We start from the raw sequence: 17,203 nt of genomic DNA, 5'->3' as shown, positions 1-17,203 counted from the left end.
GTCGGACAGCTTCGCTTGGGCCTGAGGACGGCGGGCGGACGATGAGCTGACAAGCGCTTTCGTCCTACGCCGCCAACCCAACCGTTGCGGTAGGCTCGGCGAATGACCCCCGCCGCGTCCCGCGCCGCCGTGTTTGCCGGCGAACAATTCCGCCGTGTCCGTGAGGCCGCGAAGCGGCACCCCTACCGCGCCGCATTGCTCCTGCCCGCGCTGGTGCTGCTCTACGTTCTGGCGCTGATCCCGTTCACGCCGAGCGTCAATGACCTGCGCCGCGCCAAGTCCGAGGTGCCCGCCCGGGTGCTCTCGTCGGACGGCGTCGTGCTGGCCGAATACAAACGCATCAACCGGCAGTGGGTGCCGCTCAAGAAGATCTCTCCGCATGTGGTGAACGCACTCATCGCCACCGAGGATCATCGGTTCTACCAGCACCATGGCATCGATTTCCGGCGTACCGGTGCAGCCGTGCTGGCTACCTTGTCGGGCGATCGACAGGGCGGCTCCACCATCACGCAGCAGCTGGCGCGCAATATGTACCCGGAGGAGATCGGCCGATCGCTCTCCGTCACCCGCAAGATCAAGGAAGCGATCACGGCGCTGAAGATCGAGTCGGTCTATACCAAGGACGAGATCCTGGAGACCTACCTCAACACCGTGCCCTTCCTCTACAACGCTTTCGGGATAGAGATGGCCGCGCGCACCTATTTCGACAAGACGGCCGACAAGCTGGACGTGCTGGAGAGCGCGACGCTGATCGGCATGCTCAAGGGCACCAGCTACTACAACCCGGTGCTCAACCCCGAGCGCGCGCTGGGCCGCCGCAACCTGGTGCTGGCGCAGATGGCCAAGCAGGGCAAGCTGGATCCGACGAAGGTCCAGGCGCTGGCGGCGCGTCCGCTGCGTATCGATTTCGAGCGGCAGGTCGAGCCGCTGGGACCGGCGCCGCACGTCGCGCAGCATCTGCGCAAGTGGCTGATCGAATGGGCCGACCGCAGGGGCTACGACATCCACGCCGACGGGCTGGTGGTGCGCACGACGATCGACGCCAAGCTGCAGAAGGCGGCCAACCAGGCCGTGGTGCGCCAGATGGTGCAGCTGCAAAAACTGGTGGACGCCCGCCATAAGGCAGGTGAGGAACGGCCGGTCCTGCAGGCGGGCTTCCTGGCGCTCGATCCGCGCAGCGGCTTCGTGCGGGCCTGGGTCGGCAGCCGCGACTTCGAAACGGAACAGTTCGACCACGTGAGCCAGGCGCGCCGGCAGCCGGGCTCCACGTTCAAGCCCTTCGTGTATGGCGCCGCGTTCGAGCAAGGGTTCAGACCTTCCCACACGCTGATCGACCAGGCCGTTTCCATCCAGTCGGGCCGCGAGGTGTGGTCGCCCACGGACGCCAAGCCGCCGACCGGGCAACCGATGAGCCTGCGCGACGGATTGGTGTACTCGAAGAACACGATCACCGCGCAGCTGATCCAGCAGGTCGGGCCGGCCAAGGTCGCCGAACTGGCGCGTGCGATGGGCGTGCGGCAGAGCAAGCTCGAACCGGTACCGTCGCTGGCGCTGGGTACCAGCCCGGTCACGCTGCGGGAAATGGTGGCAGCTTACGGCTCGATCGCCAACGGCGGCAACTATATCGAGCCGGTGCTGGTGACGCGCATCGAAAACCGCAAGGGGCAGCTGCTGCAGGAATGGCGGCCGGTCGAGCCCGAGCGGGCCTTCCAGCGCCAGCATGCCCTGACGCTGGTGGATGTGATGCGGGGCGTGGTGGACGAGGGCACGGGCGCGGCCATTCGCCAGCGCTACGGCATCCAGGCGGACGTTGCGGGGAAGACGGGAACCACCCAGGACAACAGCGATGGCTGGTTCATCCTGATGCACAGGCAATTGGTGGCAGGCGCCTGGGTAGGCTTCAACGACAACAAGGTGACGATGGGCGCCTGGGGCGAGGGCGCCCGCAGCGCGCTGCCCATCGTCGGCGATGTGTTCCAGCAGGCTGTGCGCAGCCGCTGGATCGATCCGCAGGCCGAGTTCGACATTCCACGGCCGCGGCCACAGCCGCCGCGAGTGGAAGATCCGCTCCTGGGGATCGTCAACGATCTCCTGGGCCGGATTTTCAAACAGCTCCAGTGACTGCGCGGATGCACAGACGAGGCTTTTCCAAGGTTGCCCTCGGTCTGGGTGCGGGCGCCGTGCTCGCGCCGGGGGAGGGCAGGGCAGGGCCGCCCCCGCGCGAGGCGCAAGCGGCGAGAGTGCTCGCCTTGGGAACCAATCTTTCCGGCATGGAATGGGCCGAGTCGGGCCTTCGCTACGGCACCAGCGCATTGCCCAATCTCAACTTCACCGTGCCGCGCCGTGCGGATGTGATCTACCTCGCGCGCAACGGCTACACCAAGACACGCCTGCCGATCAAATGGGAGCTGCTGCAGCCCATGCTGCACGACACGGTCGCCGCGCCCGCCGTGATTGCGGGAGTGGGCCGGCCCGGTGCCTTTCATGCCGGCTATGAGTCATACATCACCGGCGTGCTGGATGCGCACGCGGCGGCCGGCATCAAATGCATCATCGACTGCCACAACTACTGCCGCTACCGGGACTTCAAGTTCCAGCCCGATGGGTCGGTGACCGGCTTCGTGGTGCCTCCCGATCCGCTGCTGCGCCCGTACACGAGCGACAACACCCAGGTGCAGGACCGCATCTTTGCGCTGGCCCCGGGCGCGACGCTCAAGCAATCGAATTTCGTGGACTTCTGGACGAAGGCGGCCGCGAAATGGAAGAATCATCCCGGCTTCGGCGGGTACGGCCTCATGAATGAGCCGCACGACATGCCGCGGCCCGGGCAGATCGTCGAGTCCCGTGGCGGCGAAGACCTGACCATCTGGCCGGCGTACGCGCTAGCCGCCATCAAAGCCATTCGTGCCGTCGACGGCACGAACCCCATCTATCTGGGTGGCAACGAATGGAGCGGGGCGACCACCCTCGCGACCAGGAATCCCGGTTGGCCGGTGGCCGCAGCCAACATCATCTACGAGGTGCATCTGTATCTCGATGCCATCGGCACCGGCCAGGTTTTCGATTACGACACTGAGGCCGCGAAGAACTCCGGCATCAACAAGGACACGGGCATCCAGCGCCTGAAGCCCGCTGTCGAATGGGCGCGGGCGAAGGGCGTCAAGCTGGCGCTGACCGAGACGGGCATGCCCATCGACGATCCTCGATGGGAGGAGATGTTCAAGCGGCTGGCCAACTATGCCCGCCAATCCGGCTGCGAGATCTACAGCTGGCAGGGCGGCAACCACTGGCCGGTCCACAACGGCGCCATCAATCACGTTCCGGGCTGGCACCAGTCGAAGACGCTCGAGCCCGCGATGTCGGGGCCGCTGAAGGCGAGCGCGGGCATCGCGCAGGCCACGCTGTTCGACGATGGCCCCGGGTGGAGCGCCGGCGGCGAGGCCGTCACGATCACCGTCTACGCTCGCGGCAACCTGGCTGCACCGGTCCGGCTGGCCATCAGTTCGAGCAATGGCGGACGCTTGGGCAAGACGACCGTTGAAATACCGGCGGGACCGAATGGGCAGGACAGCTTTTCGTTCACACCGGCGGCGAACAGTGTCACGACGCTGACCTATTCCGGCGCGCCGGGTGGCATCGCCGCGCCACCACCGCGGAAGGTCTACTCCCTGTCCGACCCAGTCGCGTATGCGGCCACGAGCCTGCCCGACGCGGCCATGGCGATCATCGCCAAATACGGCGCGTGCAAATGGGACCTGGCCGACGGCCACACGGACTACCTCCAAGGCGCGCCCGCCACGCATGGACAAGCGGTTCGCGCGGTTTCCGACTCGGGCTGGGGCTCCAGTCCCGGCAACGCGATGCAGATGATCAACTGGGTCAACACCGACAGCGCCGCGATGGGAACGATGCGCCCGCCCACGATGCGGGTGATCAATGGCAAGAAGTGCTCCGACCATGGCGGCTCCGACACCTGGGGCTTCTGGTGCCGCAAGCCCTTGGGCGTGCCCGGCGTCCAGCCCAATCCCAGAAATCGTGTCGGCTACGGAATGCAGCACGATCACTTCGCCATCGCCGCCGTGAGCGTTACCGGGCAGGACAATACCGGCGCGGTGTTCCAGGCATCCAACTCGGTGGAGATGTACTTTTCGGAATTGAGCTTCAGCAAGGGCCAGCCTCAGGCTCGCTGGACCGATGCGAGCGGGGCCAAGACGGAGCTGACCAGTCCCAAGCGGCTCGAGGCCAACACCCCGGCAGTCGTCTCGTTCACGTCGGCTGCGGGATCTCAGAAGCTTCGCGTCAATTCAACCGTCGTGGCCACCGGCGCGGCATCGTTTGCGCCCGCTGGCTTCGACCAGTTGCTGATCGGATGGGGGTTCTTGAGGTACTACCCGCGCGAAGGCTTCGGGGGCAACGTCTATGCCGTCATCGCAGGCAAGGGCACACCCAGCCCGGAAGAAATGGCGGTGCTGGAGCGGTACCTGGCGCGATAGCCAGGGTCCGCATCGAGCACCGCCTCCGCCCCAGCGATTACTGGATCGAGAAGGTGCCGCCGGCTGAGCTGCGCACCTTGAACAGTCCGCCGCCGATGTACTCGAGCTCGGCCGACAGGCCCTGGCCGCCGGTGATGGAGCCCAGCGTGCCCATGTCGGTGCGATTGCCACCGGAGGTGTACAGCTGGCCGGTCACGGCGCCGGCGAACAGGCCTGCCGCAACGGCGAGCCTGTTGCCGTCCGACGACATCGCCATCGCGCGCCAGTTCGTGTCCGTGCCGGGCATCGTCACCTCGGTGAAGGAGGCTCCGCCATCGGTGGAGCGCAGCACTCGACCCGTGGATCCGCCGCCGGAAGCGGTCACACCGATGATCTGGCCGTCGGCCGACATGGCGATTGCCGTGTAGTCGGCCACCAGGCTATGGGGCTTGGTCCATGTCAGCCCCGCATCATGGGAAACGTAGATACCGGTGCCTGGCGCGCCGCCGAAGGCATTGCCCGCCACGGCGATGACACTGCCGTCGGCGGACATCTTCATCCGGTACCAGCTTTCGGAAACCGGCACACCGCCGACGTTGACGTTGCGGGCCGCCCAGGTCAGGCCACCATCGGTGGAGCGATAGAGGAGCCCGTTGTGGTCGGCGGCCATGACGATCATCCCATCGGCCGAGCTGTCGACCGAGCGCCACCAGCCGTTCAGGGGAGCCGCCGCCATCGTGCCTGCCACCCAGTTCACGCCGGCGTTGCTGGAAACGTAAAGGGGCCCGTTCTGCACCGCGACCACGATGCGCTGACCATCCTGCGAGACGTTCACCGACTCGAAGGCTTGTGCGGCCAGGTTGACGCCGGGATCCGTACTCGTCACCTGTGTCCAGTTTGCGCCGCCGTTGGTCGACATGTACAGGCCGCCGCCATACTGGACCGCCGCGATGCGGTCGCCGCTGGCGCTCATGTCACTGGAGATCCAGGTGAGGCCGGTCGGGCTGTCGCCGGCAGTCCAGTTGACGCCGCCGTCAACGGATGTGTTGAGGTCGCCCCCGCCCGCGCCAGCGGCCAATACGTCCCCGCCCGCGCTTGAAGAAATCCAATGCCAGGCTTTCGGGCTCATGCGAGGCGTCCAGGTTGCGCCGGGCGCCACGTTCCCCGCCATGCCCGTGGTCACTACGGCCTGCCCCGGGTTCTGGACAATTTGCCAGCTATTGGCGCTCTCGCCCGTCACGCTGACTGTGTCGCCCACTTGCACTTGCGCAGTGGGAGGGAGCGTGATGACAACCGTGCCCGTCGTCGCCGCCGCCACCGTGTACGAGGCGTTCGCCTGAGCTTGCTGTGTAAGCCCGGTGACACGTACGGGGGCGGGTGCCGGCGCGGGGGCTGGTGCGGGCCCGGCCGCAGGGGCTGGTGCCGGCGCGCTGATGACGAAGTCTCCTCCGCCCCCACCGCCGCAAGCGGTCAGCCAAAGGGCAGCCACAGTTGACCAAGCGATGTTCTGGTAACGCGATTTTGAGTGACTGATGGACACGAGCTATCCCCTTTTGATACGGCGTGACACAGACGCCTCAGCAGGCATTCTGAAAGTCCAGTCCGACCGTACGCATCAGCTTTAGGATCGTCCGCGTGTAGGCGGATGCCTCATCCGCAAACCTTGTTAAGCGCTTTGGTGTATGGGTCAAACCCGCACTGACACGAGCGCTGACCGCACGTAAGCTGCCATCCAAGGAGACATCCCATGCCCATCCGTTCCCTCAGCCGCATGAGCTTGCGGCAGATGCTCATCAGCTCCAGTGTGTTGCTCGTCGGGTTCGCGCTGCATGCGGCGGCACACGCGCAGAGCGCCTTGTGGCCCACCAAGCCCATCAGGATCGTGGTCACGTTTCCGCCGGGCGGCGCGCCTGACACGCTGGCCCGCGTGCTGGCCGAGAAATGGGCCGCGCTGGGGCAGCCGGTGACCGTGGACAACAAGCCTGGCGCCGGCGGCAACATCGGGGCGGATTTCGTTGCCAAGAGCCCGGGCGATGGCGCAACGCTCATCATTGGCACGGTGGGAACCCACGCCATCAATGCGTCGCTCTACGACAAGCTGCCGTACAACCACATCAAGGACTTCACGCCCATCACCTTCCTGGCTTCCACGCCCAACCTGCTGGTGGTGAACAAGACCGTGCCGGCGACCACGGTGAAGGAACTCATAGAGCTGGCGAAGACGACGCCGCTGAGCTTCGGCTCGTCGGGAAGTGGCACGTCCATCCATCTATCCGGCGAGCTCTTCAATACGCTCGCCGGCGTGAAGATGCAGCACATCCCGTACAAGGGGCGCGCCCAGGCGGTGCCCGATCTGCTGGGCGGACGCATCCACATGATCTTCGACAACATGCCCTCGGCCCTGCCGCTGGTCAAGGCGGGCGAAGTGCGGGCTATTGCCGTCACCAGCGCCAACCGTTCGCCGGCGGCGCCCGGCATCCCGACCATCGCCGAATCCGGCTTGCCGGGATTCGAGGCCACGTCATGGTTCGCGTTGCTCGGGCCGGCGGGCATGCCGCGCGACGTGCAGGCGCGCATCAACCAGGAAACGGCCAAGGTCCTGGCCATGCCCGACGTGAGGGAAAAACTGTCCGGCCTGGGGCTGGAGGCAGGGCCCGGCACTCCCGAGGCGCTGGCCAGCCTGATGCAGAGCGAAACGGCGAAGTGGGCGAAGGTGGTGAAGGAGTCGGGTGCCAAGCCGGATTAGGATGCGGAATGCCCGAAGCCACCATCACCACCGACAGCTACAAGCTTTTCCCATCTCCGCGCAACGTGCACCGCGAGATCTTCCTGCATGAGGTGTTCGTGCCGCATCCCTATGCCCTGATCGACCTGCCCGCATTCCGCCTGAAGGGCAAGCACAGCCTGTTCGCTGCCTACCGGCTGGCCGACGGCAAGATGGGCCAACTGGTGACCTTCGAACTGGCGGCCGACGCCGCCACGTTCAACGCCAAGTTCACGCCCGACTGATTTCCGGGTCTAAGTAGTATTAAAGTATTGCTGGCCCATCCCTCAATTGGATGATGCACAAAAAAGCAGCAACAGAGTAAGCTGTTCAGTCTGCTGGAGGTGCGGACAAATGGCACTGGACAGGGAAACGCGCCCGGGTACGAGCCGGATGCACGCCTACATGAGCGAGTTCGACTGGAGTGCCTCATCCTTCGGGGAGCCGCTCTCTTGGCCGAAGTCGCTCTGCACGGTCGTGGACCTGATGCTGGACTCGGCCTTTCCCATGTGCCTGGCCTGGGGGCCCGAGCTCAGGCTCATCTACAACGACGGGTATCTGAGCCTGATCGGTCACAAGCATCCAGCCGCGTTCGGTGCGCCGATGCGGGAAGTATTTGCCGAGGTGTGGCCCGAGATCGGCCCCATCGCTTACCGCACTGTCGAGGGGCAGTCCTGCTACTTCGAGAATTTCCCCGCCGAGACCGTCCGCCACGGCCGCCCCAGCCAAGGCTGGTTCACTTTCTCGTACACGCCGGTTCGCGACGACGAGGGCAGTATTGGCGGGCTCATCTGCATTGCGACCGAAACCACGACGCAAGTCGAGATGGAACGGCGGCATGCGTTCCAGCTGCAGCTTTCCGATCACCTGCGGCGCTTGTCGGATCCGGACGAAATCATCGGCGTGGCCAGCCGCATGCTGGGCCTGCATCTCAAGGTGGCGCGTGTCGGTTACCTGGAAGTCGATGCGGCTGAACGACAGGTCAAGGTCAGGCATGACTGGTCGCAGGGTGAGCTGCCGCCGCTGTCCGGCCGGACCCTCGACTTGGACAACTTCGGTCCGATGGCAACCGCCGTGCTGAAGGCTGGGCGCACGCTCCGGGTGGACGATTCCCAAACGGATGAACGCTCGGCACCGTACGCCCACACTTACACGGCTATCGGCGCGCGGTCGTTGCTGGCCATCCCGCTGATCAAGAACGGCCGGTGGCGCGCCGTGCTCCGCCTGCACCGCGCCGCCACTCACGTGTGGACCGACGACGAGGTGACGCTGGCCGAGGACGTTGCGGAGCGTACCTGGGCTGCGATCGAACGCGCGCATTCCGACGAGCGAAGGCGCATGGCGGAGGAGGAACTGCAGCACAACGCCGCCCTGCAGGCCTTCCGGCTCGAACTCTCCGACATGCTGCGGCCGCTGACCGACCCCGACGCGATCATTGCGCTGGCAAGCAGCCTGCTGGGCCATCAGCTCGGCGCATCCCGGGTCCTTTACGCCGAGGTGGATGATGTCAACGGAACCTTCGACGTGCGTCGCGACTGGACCGACGAGGGCGTCGTCAGCGTGGCCGGCAACATCAACCGCCTCGAAGAGTTCGGCACCGACGTCATCGCGGCCTTGCGGGCAGGCACGGTGTTGACCGTCGATGACGTGTCAAAGGACGAACGGACCGCAGCCTTCGCGCAAACGTATGCGCGGGTGGGCGTGCGCGCGTTTCTTGCCTTGCCGCTGGTCAAGTCCGGGCGGCTCAGCATCGTCTTGATGGTCCAGCAGCAAGAGCCCTGCCGCTGGCGAGCCGTGGACCTGCAGCGCGCGCAGGACATGGCCGAGCGCACCTGGTCCTACGTCGAAACCGCGCGGGCCCAGGCAGCGCTGCGGGCCGAGCGGGACCAGAGCCAGTACGTGTTCGACAGCATGACCGAGGGGTTCGCCATGCTCGACCCGGATTGCCGCCTGCTGCAGATGAACGCCGAGGGGCTGCGCATCGGCAAGTTGTCCGCGCCCGAGGTGATCGGGCGCAGGGTCTGGGAGATCTGGCCCAAGGTGGTGGGCTCGGGCCTCAGCGATCTTTATCACCGCGTCCGGGAAACGGGAAAGGGCGCGTCGGTCGAATACCGTACCAACGGTGGCGACGAGGTCTCATGGCTGGAGGTGCGCGCCTATCCGGCGCTGAATGGCGGGCTGGCAGTCTTCTATCGCGACATCAACGAACGCAAGCAGGCCGAGGAGAAGCTCAAGGAAGCCGATCGCCGCAAAGACGAATTCCTGGCGATGCTCGCCCATGAGCTGCGCAATCCGCTGGCGCCCATCGCGGCGGCGGCGGAGCTTCTTTCCATCGAGGGGCTCAATTCCGAGGACGTGCAGCACACCAGCGAGGTCATCTCGCGCCAAGTCAGCCATATGACCAGCCTGGTCAACGACCTGCTGGATATGTCGCGCGTGACGAGCGGGCTGGTCACCCTGGTCCGCGCGCCGATGGACATCAAGAGCATCATGGCCGAGGCGATAGAGCAGGTCGAGCCGCTGATCAGGTCGCGCGACCACCATCTGGCGGTTCTGCCCGCGCCCGTCCCCGCCCTGGTGTGGGGCGACCACAAGCGGCTGGTGCAGGTGCTGGCCAACCTGCTGAACAACGCGGTCAAGTACACGCCGCCGGGCGGCAATATCGTCCTGAAGGTCGAGGCGCTGGAAGGCTATGTCGGGCTTTCGGTGCGCGACAACGGCATCGGCATGTCCCCGGAGCTGGTCGAGTCCGCGTTCGAGCTGTTCGCTCAGGCCCAAAGAACGTCCGATCGCGCCGACGGGGGACTGGGGATCGGCTTGGCGCTGGTGCGGGGGATCGTGGAGCTCCACGGCGGAACCGTGACGGCGCACAGCGACGGCCTTGGCCTGGGTAGTGAGTTCCGGGTATTGCTGCCGCGTGCCGGCGAGATCGCCCCCGCGGTTGAAAAACCCGGCCAGTCTCTGGCCGCGCAGGCCGGCGCGGCGGAGTTGAAGGTTCTGATCGTCGACGACAACGTGGACGCGGCCCAGATGCTGGGCATGCTCCTGAAGGTCTCCGGCCAGCGCGTTTTCGTGGAACACCTGCCCAAGCACGCGCTGGAGCTGGCGCGGGCGGCGCAGCCCGACGTTTGCCTGCTGGATATCGGATTGCCCGAGATGGACGGCAACGAACTGGCGCGCCGGCTGCGAGCCCAGCCCGAGACCGCCGGTTCGGTGCTGATCGCGGTGACGGGATACAGCCAGGAAAACGGCAGGCCGAGCCCGATCGCGTCCGAGTTCGACCACCACATGGTGAAGCCGATAGAAACCGGGCGCCTCCTGACTCTGCTGCGGCACATCAGCTCCCAGCGCAATGAAGCCGTGGATTAATTCGCGCGTACATCCTCAGCAGCAGGATTGATTGAAACATCGGTGAACTTGGAGGTCGCCAGCGGTCTCCCTTGGTCTTCTTTGTAAGAAAGGGACTACATGAACAGCCATCGCTGGGCGACTTACTCTGCTGTTGCAGGATTCACCACTGTCGCGTTTGCCGTCGTTGCGCTGGAACTCGTAGCCCTTGCCGGCTGGATGGGCTGGCATCCCACCCGCGCTACCCAACTCGCGGCTGCGCAGGCCCAGGCGACGATCCAGGCGGTGCAGGAAAAAGTTGCGCAGGCGCCGGTCGCCGCGGTGCCGGCTCCCCGGCCCGAGGACGGGTACTACGACCAGCTGCGCAGCCGCATCCGCTGGGTGTCCACACGCATAGGCGAGGAGAAGCTTCCCACGCCCGATCCCGATTCCAGGATCCTGCTGGTCAAATCCGCCGCGCAGCGCGCCGGCTTGAACGAGGTGGGCCTCGGCTTCAAGGACGTGTACGGCATCATCAATGCCGAGACCTCCTGGGTTCCCCGCACCGGCGCCAGCAAGGACGGCACGCCCAACCTGGGCATCGCGCAGTTCGAGCCGGCCACTGCCAAGTTGCTGGGTGTGCGCAACCCCGACGATCCGGTGGAGTCGGTGCATGTGGCCGCACTGCACATGAAGGAAGCGGCGCTGTGGAGCCAGGCGCGAATCGCCGGCCTCAAGCTCGATGCCGACGAACGCGCCGCCAAGCTGCGCGAAGGCGTTTCGATCTACTACAACCTCTCCAGCCGCGGGCGGGCCGCCTGGAACGGCAAGAACACCAAGAAGCTTCCACGCGAAACGCAGCTGCACATCCACAACGCCCGGCTCGGGGCGCAGCAGGCCGACATCCTGGCGCGGGGCGTCTTGACGGCGAGCAATTAGCCGGCGCGGCCCATCACTTCGGCCAGCCAGTCCACGAACACGCGCACGCGCGGCGACAGCTGCCGGTGGTGCGGGTACATGACCGAAACCGGCATGGGCGCGGGCCGCCACTTGGCGAGCACCTCGCGCAGGCTGCCGTCCTCCAGCTGGGCGGCCACGTGATAGCGCGGCAGCTGGATGAATCCCAGGTGCGCAGCACAACACGCTGCGTAGGCATCGGCGTCATTCACCGTCACTGAGCCCGGCAGCCGCACGCTGCGAGGCGCGCCGTCCACCACGAAGTCGAACGGCAGGGGTTTGCCGGTGCGGGCGGAGAGGAAGTTCACCGCGCGGTGCCCGCGCAGTTCATCGACGGACTTGGGCACGCCGTGACGCTTGAGGTATTCACGGCTGGCGCAGGTCACTTGCTGCAGGGACGCGACGCGGCGCGCCACCATGGCTGAATCGCCCAGCTCCCCAGCGCGCAGCACGCAGTCCACACCCTCTCGCACCAGATCGACCAGGCGGTCGCCCATGCCGATCTCGAGCTCGATATCCGGGTAGCGCTCGAAAAACTCGTGAACGACGGGCAGGATGAAGTGTTTGGCCAACGTGCCCTGCAGGTCCGCGCGCAGCTTGCCCTTGGGCCTGGCGCTAGCGGCAAACGCCGTTTCGGTTTCCTCCAGGTCTGCCAGCAGGCGCACGCAGCGCTCGTAGTAGGCCTCTCCGTCCTGCGTGGGGCTGACATGGCGCGTCGTCCGGTGTAGTAGCCGCGTCCCCAGCCGCTTTTCCATCTGCTGGATGGCGTGCGTCACCGTGGCGCGGGGCAGCTGCAGGTCGTCCGCGGCCTTGGTGAAACTGCCCAGCTCGACGATGCGGGTGAACAGCCGCATGGAATGAAAACGATCCAGGGGAACCTCGCGTCGATTGTTGTTGCTGTTTGGATAGTAATGGCAATTTTAGGCCATTTATCTAGGCCAGGTTGAATAGAACAATCCCCTCACCGATTCAACTTTTCAACCTGGAGCACCTGAAATGAGCAACCCCACCCATCCCCGAGTCGCCATCGTCACCGGCGCGTCGCGCGGCATCGGCGCCGCTGTAGCCCTGCGGCTGGCCCGGGACGGCTACGCTGTCGTCGTCAACTACGCCGGCAAGGCCGAAGAGGCGCATGGCGTCGTGCAAGCGATCGAGTCCGAGGGCGGCCAAGCCATTGCCGTGCAGGCCGATGTATCGGACAGCGCAGCCGTGCGGCGGCTGTTCGATGAAGCTATCAGCACCTGGGGCCGAGTCGATGTGCTGGTGAACAACGCGGGCATCATGCCGCCCGCGCTGCCGCCCTTGGCGCAGACCGACGACGCGACGTTCGACCGGCTCTTCTCCGTCAACGTGAAAGGCACCTTCAACACCCTGCGTGAAGCGGCAACGCGGCTGCAGGCCGGCGGGCGCATCGTCAATTTCTCCACCAGCGTGATCGGCCTGGCGCTTCCGGGGTACGCCGTTTACGCCGCCACTAAAAGCGCCGTGGAAACCTTCACCAACATCGTGGCCAAGGAGCTGCGCGGCAAGGGCATCACCGTGAACGCGGTGGCGCCGGGACCCACGGCCACAGCCTTGTTCCTGGACGGCAAGTCTCCCGATGCCATCGAGCGACTCGCGAAAGCTGCACCGCTGGAACGCCTGGGCACTCCCGAGGACATCGCCAGCGCCGTGGCTTTCCTGGCGAGCGACGACGCCGGCTGGATCAACGGCCAGACCTTGCGCGCCAACGGCGGCTTGGTCTGAACCAAAGGTAGTATTGCGGACATGAAAAGCAGGATCACGACCGGCGGCGGGCTGGTGTACTCCACGGACGCCGGGCGCATGTGCCCGGCGTGCCGCCGGCCCATCGCGCAGTGCATCTGCAAGCAGGCGAAGGCCGCCGTGCCTTCCGACGGCATCGTGCGGGTGTCGCGCGAAACGAAGGGCCGGGGCGGCAAGGCCGTGACGGTGGTCAAGGGATTGACGCTGGACGAAGCGGCACTGGTCAAGCTGGGCCAGCAGCTCAAGGCGGCTTGCGGCTCTGGCGGTACGGTGAAAGACGGCGTGATCGAAGTGCAGGGCGATCACTGCGAGCGGGTGATCGGGATGCTCAAGGAGCAGGGCCACACCGTCAAGCGCGCGGGCGGATAGGCAATCCATGGACGCGAAATCGCTGGAACTGCTGGTCACCCGCGAAATGCCCTACGGCAAGTACAAGGGCCGCCTGCTGGCGGACCTGCCGGGCAACTACCTGAACTGGTTCGCGCGTGAAGGCTTCCCTTCAGGCGAACTCGGCCGCCTCTTGGCGCTGATGCACGAGATCGACCACAACGGCTTGAGCTCGTTGCTCGCTCCGCTGCGAAAGCGCTAAGGCCCTGCCGCAGGTTCACGCGGCAAAGGCGTGTCCGGGCAGGCCTTTGCAGAGAGGTGGTTGGTATTCGTCGCACCGCACGCCCACCACCTTGGCTCGCGGCAGGCGGTACCCGGCGGGGGCGATTTCTGTGGCGGCTGCGAGGCTCGGCCTGGGGGCGGGCGCGCAGCGCTTCGTAACTGACTCGTCGCGGCTGTTTGAACGCAGCGGCCTTAGGGCGCGCAGTGAGTTCCGCGACGCCGACCCCAGGCCGAGGCTCGCAGCGGAGTCGGCGCAGAAAGCGCCGACCGCCACAGTATGAGCCCTCGCCGGGTACCGCCTGCCGCGACGCGAGGATGATCGATCGCTCTTATGGCGACCGGTGCAACCGCGGGGCGGACAGCGCGGCGATGTTGTCTTCGATAGCCGCATCGACGTCGCGCCAGCGCCCAACAAGTCCGGCGGCCGCCACGGCGTCGCCGAGCTGCTTGAGGTCTTTCACGCTAGGCGCGACCTTGATCTGGGCGATGGCCGCCGGCGCATTGCCGCCTTTGAGCAGCGCGAGCACCTTCGGCGCCCAATCGTTTGCTTTTGCCTTAGCCATCAGGGTTCGAGATCTCTCATCCTTGCTTTCCAGAAGTCCGGTCCTGGCAACTCGCCGCTGCCAGCCTGCGTATTGTCCCGCATATGGCTGGGGCTGGAGGTGCCAGGAATGACGCAGGTGACGGCAGGCTGCGACAGGACGAATTTCAACAGTACCTGGTTCCAGCTGGTGCAGCCGATTTCAGCAGCCCAGCCCGGCAATGGCTTTTCCCGCAACGGGCGCAGCACCTTGCCCCCGCCGAATGGCAAGTTGACCAGCACGGCCATGCCGCGCTCCGCCGCCAGCGGTAGCAGGCGCTGCTCGGCATTTCGGCTGGCGATCGAGTAATTGAACTGCACGAAGTCCAACGGCTCGGCACGCATCACCTTTTCCAGCTCGGGGTGCGCGGCCTCGGTGTAGTGCGTCACGCCGAGGTACGAGATGCGCCCTTCGGCTTTCAACGCATGCAGCGTCGGCAGGTGGATTCGCCAATCCTCCAGGTTGTGCACCTGCATCAGGTCGATGTGGCCGCTGCGCAGCAGCGCCATGGAGCGCTCCATCTGCTGGATGCCGGCCTGCTTGCCCGTGGTCCAGACCTTCGTGGCGAGGAAGGCCTTGTCGCGCTGGCTATTGGCTAGCAAGAGATTGCCCACGACCTGCTCGGCCGAACCGTACATGGGCGAGGTGTCCACCACGCTGCCGCCGGTTTCGAACAGCGCGGCCAGGACTTCGCCGCGCTGGGGCAGCTCCAGCGGCTTGGAGCCGACGTCGAAGCCGAGCCAGGTGCCGCAGCCGATGACGGGCAGCATTGCACCCGTGGAAGGGATGGGACGTGTGTGCATGAGGCACGACGATAAACGCCTCGTGACGCGCAAGCAAGGTCAGCTGCGCTAAGCTGTAGGCATGACCGCGCAGGAATTGCTCGACCACTACGACCAGGCCTCTTACTGGACGGCGGGTTGCGGCCTGGATTTGCCGCTTGCCTATGAACGCGCGCTGACGGTGCGCCAGATGCGCATCGCACGGGGCGAACAGCCGCGCGGGTACAAGGTGGGCTTCACCAACCGCGGCATCTGGCCTCGCTACAACGTGTTCGCACCCATCTGGGGAACGGTGTGGGACACCACGCTGACTTTTTGCGAAGGGCGGGGCGAGGTGTCGCTGGCGAGAACCTGCCAGCCGCGGTTGGAGGCCGAAGCGGTTTTCGGCTTCGCCAGCACGCCACCGGCCCGGGCCTCGATGGACCAACTGCTGTCGTGCGTGGAATGGGTGGCGCCAGGGTTCGAGATCGTGCAATCGCACCAACCGGGCTGGAAGTTCGTTGCCGCGGACACGGTGGCCGATGGTGGCCTGCACGCCCACCTGTTGGTGGGCGCGCGCCTGCCTGTCGCCGCGGTTGCCAGCAACGCAATCGAATTCGAGCAAAAATTTGCGGCAGCCCGCGTCACCCTGCATCATGGCCGTGAGGAGGTGGACCAGGGCGTGGGTGCCAACGTGCTGGAGGGGCCCTTGCATGCGCTGCAACATTTCCTGAAGACGTTGCGCGAGTTTCCGGGCGCGCCCGATGTACAGCCCGGCGACGTGGTGACGACGGGTACGTGGACCGATGCTTGGCCCGTGGGGTCGGGGGAGCGCTGGGTGGCGCATTTCGACGCGCCGCTTTCCAGGCTGGAGATATCCTTCACCTGAAGGCATCCACCATTGGCTCCTTGACGAGCAGGACTATGAACAAACGCGATTTTCTGGCGGCCAGCGTCCTGGGATCAGCGGCCGTGCCATCACTGGCCCAGGGCATCAGCCTGGGCAGAGGACAAACGCCCGCCTTGCTGACGCTCAGCGGAGCCATCGGCAAGACCAACCGCGGCCCGTTCGACCCGGTGCTGGATCAGATGATGGCCAAGCAGAAGGTCAACTTCGACAAAGCCTGCTCCTTTGACTTCCCCGCGCTAGCGGCGATGCCCTCGGTCACCATCAGACCCACGTTGGAGTACGACAACAAGCCGCACACTTTGCGCGGACCGCTGCTCGCCACCGTGCTGAAGGCGGCTCGCGTCGCGCCGAACGCTAGCAAGCTGGCGATGCGAGCAGTGGACGGTTATTCGCCATCGATCAGTATTGCGGACGTTCAGAAGTACCGCTTCATCGTCGCGACTTTCCTGGACGGAAAGCCGATGTCGCTAGGCGGGCTGGGGCCCCTCTGGGCGGTATACGATGCCGATCGTTTCCCCGACATGGCGACCAAACCGGTCGACCAGCGGTTCGCGCTGTGCCCCTGGGCGCTGTACCACATCGACGTGCAAGCCTAGCGCCAAGGCGCGCGGTACCATCGCGCATGAAAAAGACATTCCAGCTCAACATCGAAGGCAAGAATCGCGACCGCGTGCTCGAAGCCGTGAAGCACGAGATCCGCAAGTACATCAGGCGCGAGCGCGGGCGCGACGTGCCCGCCGGTGCCGACTACTGGGATTTCGATTGCAAGTTCGGCGTTGCCGCCGACACCGCCCAGGTCACGCACCTGGGCAACCTCACAGGCCTGATCGACGAAGTGGCCAAGGCCGGTGGCGATCAGTTTTACGTGGAGATCCTGGCCAAGCCCGGCCACCGCAAGGCCCGGCCTGAGGGCGAGGCGGAGGCGGCATGAAAAGCTGTCATTGCGGACCCCGCATCAAGTCCGGGGCAGGCCCGGTCCGCAATCCACCCTGTTGCGCGCCAACACCTCGCGGCAAGGCTGTGCGCCGGTCGGCTGCGGCGCGCGGACCAGCCGTTCG

Annotated in this window: 16 protein-coding genes; 12 read left to right on the top strand and 4 right to left on the bottom strand. The window is 65.8% G+C overall.

What is annotated here, in order from left to right; genetic code table 11:
• Positions 1-102: 102 nt before the first annotated feature.
• Positions 103-2,121 (top strand): penicillin-binding protein 1A, encoded by a 2,019-nt coding sequence (locus HNE04_RS02825; protein WP_172216528.1) that lies wholly within the window; start codon positions 103-105, stop codon positions 2,119-2,121.
• 8 nt (positions 2,122-2,129) lie between these two features.
• Positions 2,130-4,493 carry a glycoside hydrolase family 5 protein gene (locus HNE04_RS02820; RefSeq protein WP_172216526.1) on the top strand — a complete coding sequence of 788 codons (2,364 nt, stop codon included), beginning with the start codon at positions 2,130-2,132 and terminating at the stop codon, positions 4,491-4,493.
• A gap of 37 nt (positions 4,494-4,530) precedes the next feature.
• Here the strand turns inward: HNE04_RS02820 and HNE04_RS02815 are convergent, their stop codons facing one another.
• Entirely contained in the window at positions 4,531-5,736 is a 1,206-nt protein-coding gene (locus tag HNE04_RS02815; RefSeq protein WP_172216524.1) for a WD40/YVTN/BNR-like repeat-containing protein, read from the bottom strand.
• Between the two features lie 483 nt (positions 5,737-6,219).
• Here HNE04_RS02815 and HNE04_RS02810 point away from each other — a divergent pair, with 483 nt between their 5' ends.
• The 4 genes from HNE04_RS02810 to HNE04_RS02795 all read left to right on the top strand — a co-directional run bounded on the left by HNE04_RS02810 (position 6,220) and on the right by HNE04_RS02795 (position 11,502).
• Positions 6,220-7,218 (top strand): Bug family tripartite tricarboxylate transporter substrate binding protein, encoded by a 999-nt coding sequence (locus tag HNE04_RS02810; RefSeq protein ID WP_172216522.1) that lies wholly within the window; start codon positions 6,220-6,222, stop codon positions 7,216-7,218.
• An 8-nt stretch (positions 7,219-7,226) separates the two neighbouring features.
• Complete coding sequence (locus tag HNE04_RS02805; RefSeq protein ID WP_172216520.1) at positions 7,227-7,481, top strand: hypothetical protein; 255 nt, start codon at positions 7,227-7,229, stop codon at positions 7,479-7,481.
• A 109-nt stretch (positions 7,482-7,590) separates the two neighbouring features.
• On the top strand, positions 7,591-10,605 hold the full coding sequence (locus HNE04_RS02800; RefSeq protein WP_172216518.1) for an ATP-binding protein: 3,015 nt from the start codon (positions 7,591-7,593) through the stop codon (positions 10,603-10,605).
• 99 nt (positions 10,606-10,704) lie between these two features.
• Positions 10,705-11,502: a lysozyme family protein gene (locus HNE04_RS02795; RefSeq protein ID WP_172216516.1), complete on the top strand. Its 798-nt coding sequence runs from the start codon at positions 10,705-10,707 to the stop codon at positions 11,500-11,502.
• Here the strand turns inward: HNE04_RS02795 and HNE04_RS02790 are convergent.
• Positions 11,499-12,392: a LysR family transcriptional regulator gene (locus HNE04_RS02790; RefSeq protein ID WP_172216779.1), complete on the bottom strand. Its 894-nt coding sequence runs from the start codon at positions 12,390-12,392 to the stop codon at positions 11,499-11,501. The genes HNE04_RS02795 and HNE04_RS02790 overlap by 4 nt on opposite strands.
• 124 nt (positions 12,393-12,516) lie before the next feature.
• Between HNE04_RS02790 and HNE04_RS02785 the strand changes: the two genes are divergently transcribed.
• From HNE04_RS02785 to HNE04_RS02775, 3 genes are read left to right on the top strand one after another with little or no spacing between them, the layout of a single operon-like run.
• On the top strand, positions 12,517-13,266 hold the full coding sequence (locus tag HNE04_RS02785; RefSeq protein WP_172216514.1) for an SDR family oxidoreductase: 750 nt from the start codon (positions 12,517-12,519) through the stop codon (positions 13,264-13,266).
• 21 nt (positions 13,267-13,287) lie between these two features.
• Positions 13,288-13,653, top strand: coding sequence for a translation initiation factor Sui1 (locus HNE04_RS02780; protein ID WP_172216512.1), 366 nt, complete (start codon positions 13,288-13,290; stop codon positions 13,651-13,653).
• Between the two features lie 7 nt (positions 13,654-13,660).
• Positions 13,661-13,873 (top strand): DUF3820 family protein, encoded by a 213-nt coding sequence (locus HNE04_RS02775; RefSeq protein WP_172216511.1) that lies wholly within the window; start codon positions 13,661-13,663, stop codon positions 13,871-13,873.
• A 349-nt stretch (positions 13,874-14,222) separates the two neighbouring features.
• Here HNE04_RS02775 and HNE04_RS02770 read toward each other — a convergent pair whose 3' ends face one another.
• Entirely contained in the window at positions 14,223-14,456 is a 234-nt protein-coding gene (locus HNE04_RS02770) for a hypothetical protein (protein WP_172216510.1), read from the bottom strand.
• Positions 14,456-15,277: an aldo/keto reductase gene (locus HNE04_RS02765; RefSeq protein ID WP_172216509.1), complete on the bottom strand. Its 822-nt coding sequence runs from the start codon at positions 15,275-15,277 to the stop codon at positions 14,456-14,458. Before HNE04_RS02765 ends, HNE04_RS02770 begins: the two co-directional genes overlap by 1 nt.
• Before the next feature lie 61 nt (positions 15,278-15,338).
• Between HNE04_RS02765 and HNE04_RS02760 the strand changes: the two genes are divergently transcribed.
• The 3 genes from HNE04_RS02760 to HNE04_RS02750 are packed head-to-tail and all read left to right on the top strand — an operon-like array spanning position 15,339 to position 17,076.
• Complete coding sequence (locus HNE04_RS02760) at positions 15,339-16,124, top strand: 2-keto-4-pentenoate hydratase (protein WP_172216508.1); 786 nt, start codon at positions 15,339-15,341, stop codon at positions 16,122-16,124.
• 35 nt (positions 16,125-16,159) lie between these two features.
• Positions 16,160-16,741, top strand: a complete 582-nt coding sequence (locus HNE04_RS02755; protein WP_172216507.1) for a molybdopterin-dependent oxidoreductase — start codon at positions 16,160-16,162, stop codon at positions 16,739-16,741.
• A gap of 26 nt (positions 16,742-16,767) precedes the next feature.
• A complete protein-coding gene (locus HNE04_RS02750) occupies positions 16,768-17,076 on the top strand; it encodes a DUF6172 family protein (RefSeq protein ID WP_172216506.1) in 309 nt (102 codons plus the stop codon).
• Positions 17,077-17,203 lie beyond the last annotated feature (127 nt).

Origin of the sequence: Caenimonas soli, assembly GCF_013155545.1 — a bacterium.
In the GTDB taxonomy this organism is placed as follows: domain Bacteria; phylum Pseudomonadota; class Gammaproteobacteria; order Burkholderiales; family Burkholderiaceae_C; genus Ramlibacter; species Ramlibacter soli.
Note: the sequence above shows the minus strand (reverse complement) of the source record. Positions and strands in the feature narration are given on the sequence as shown.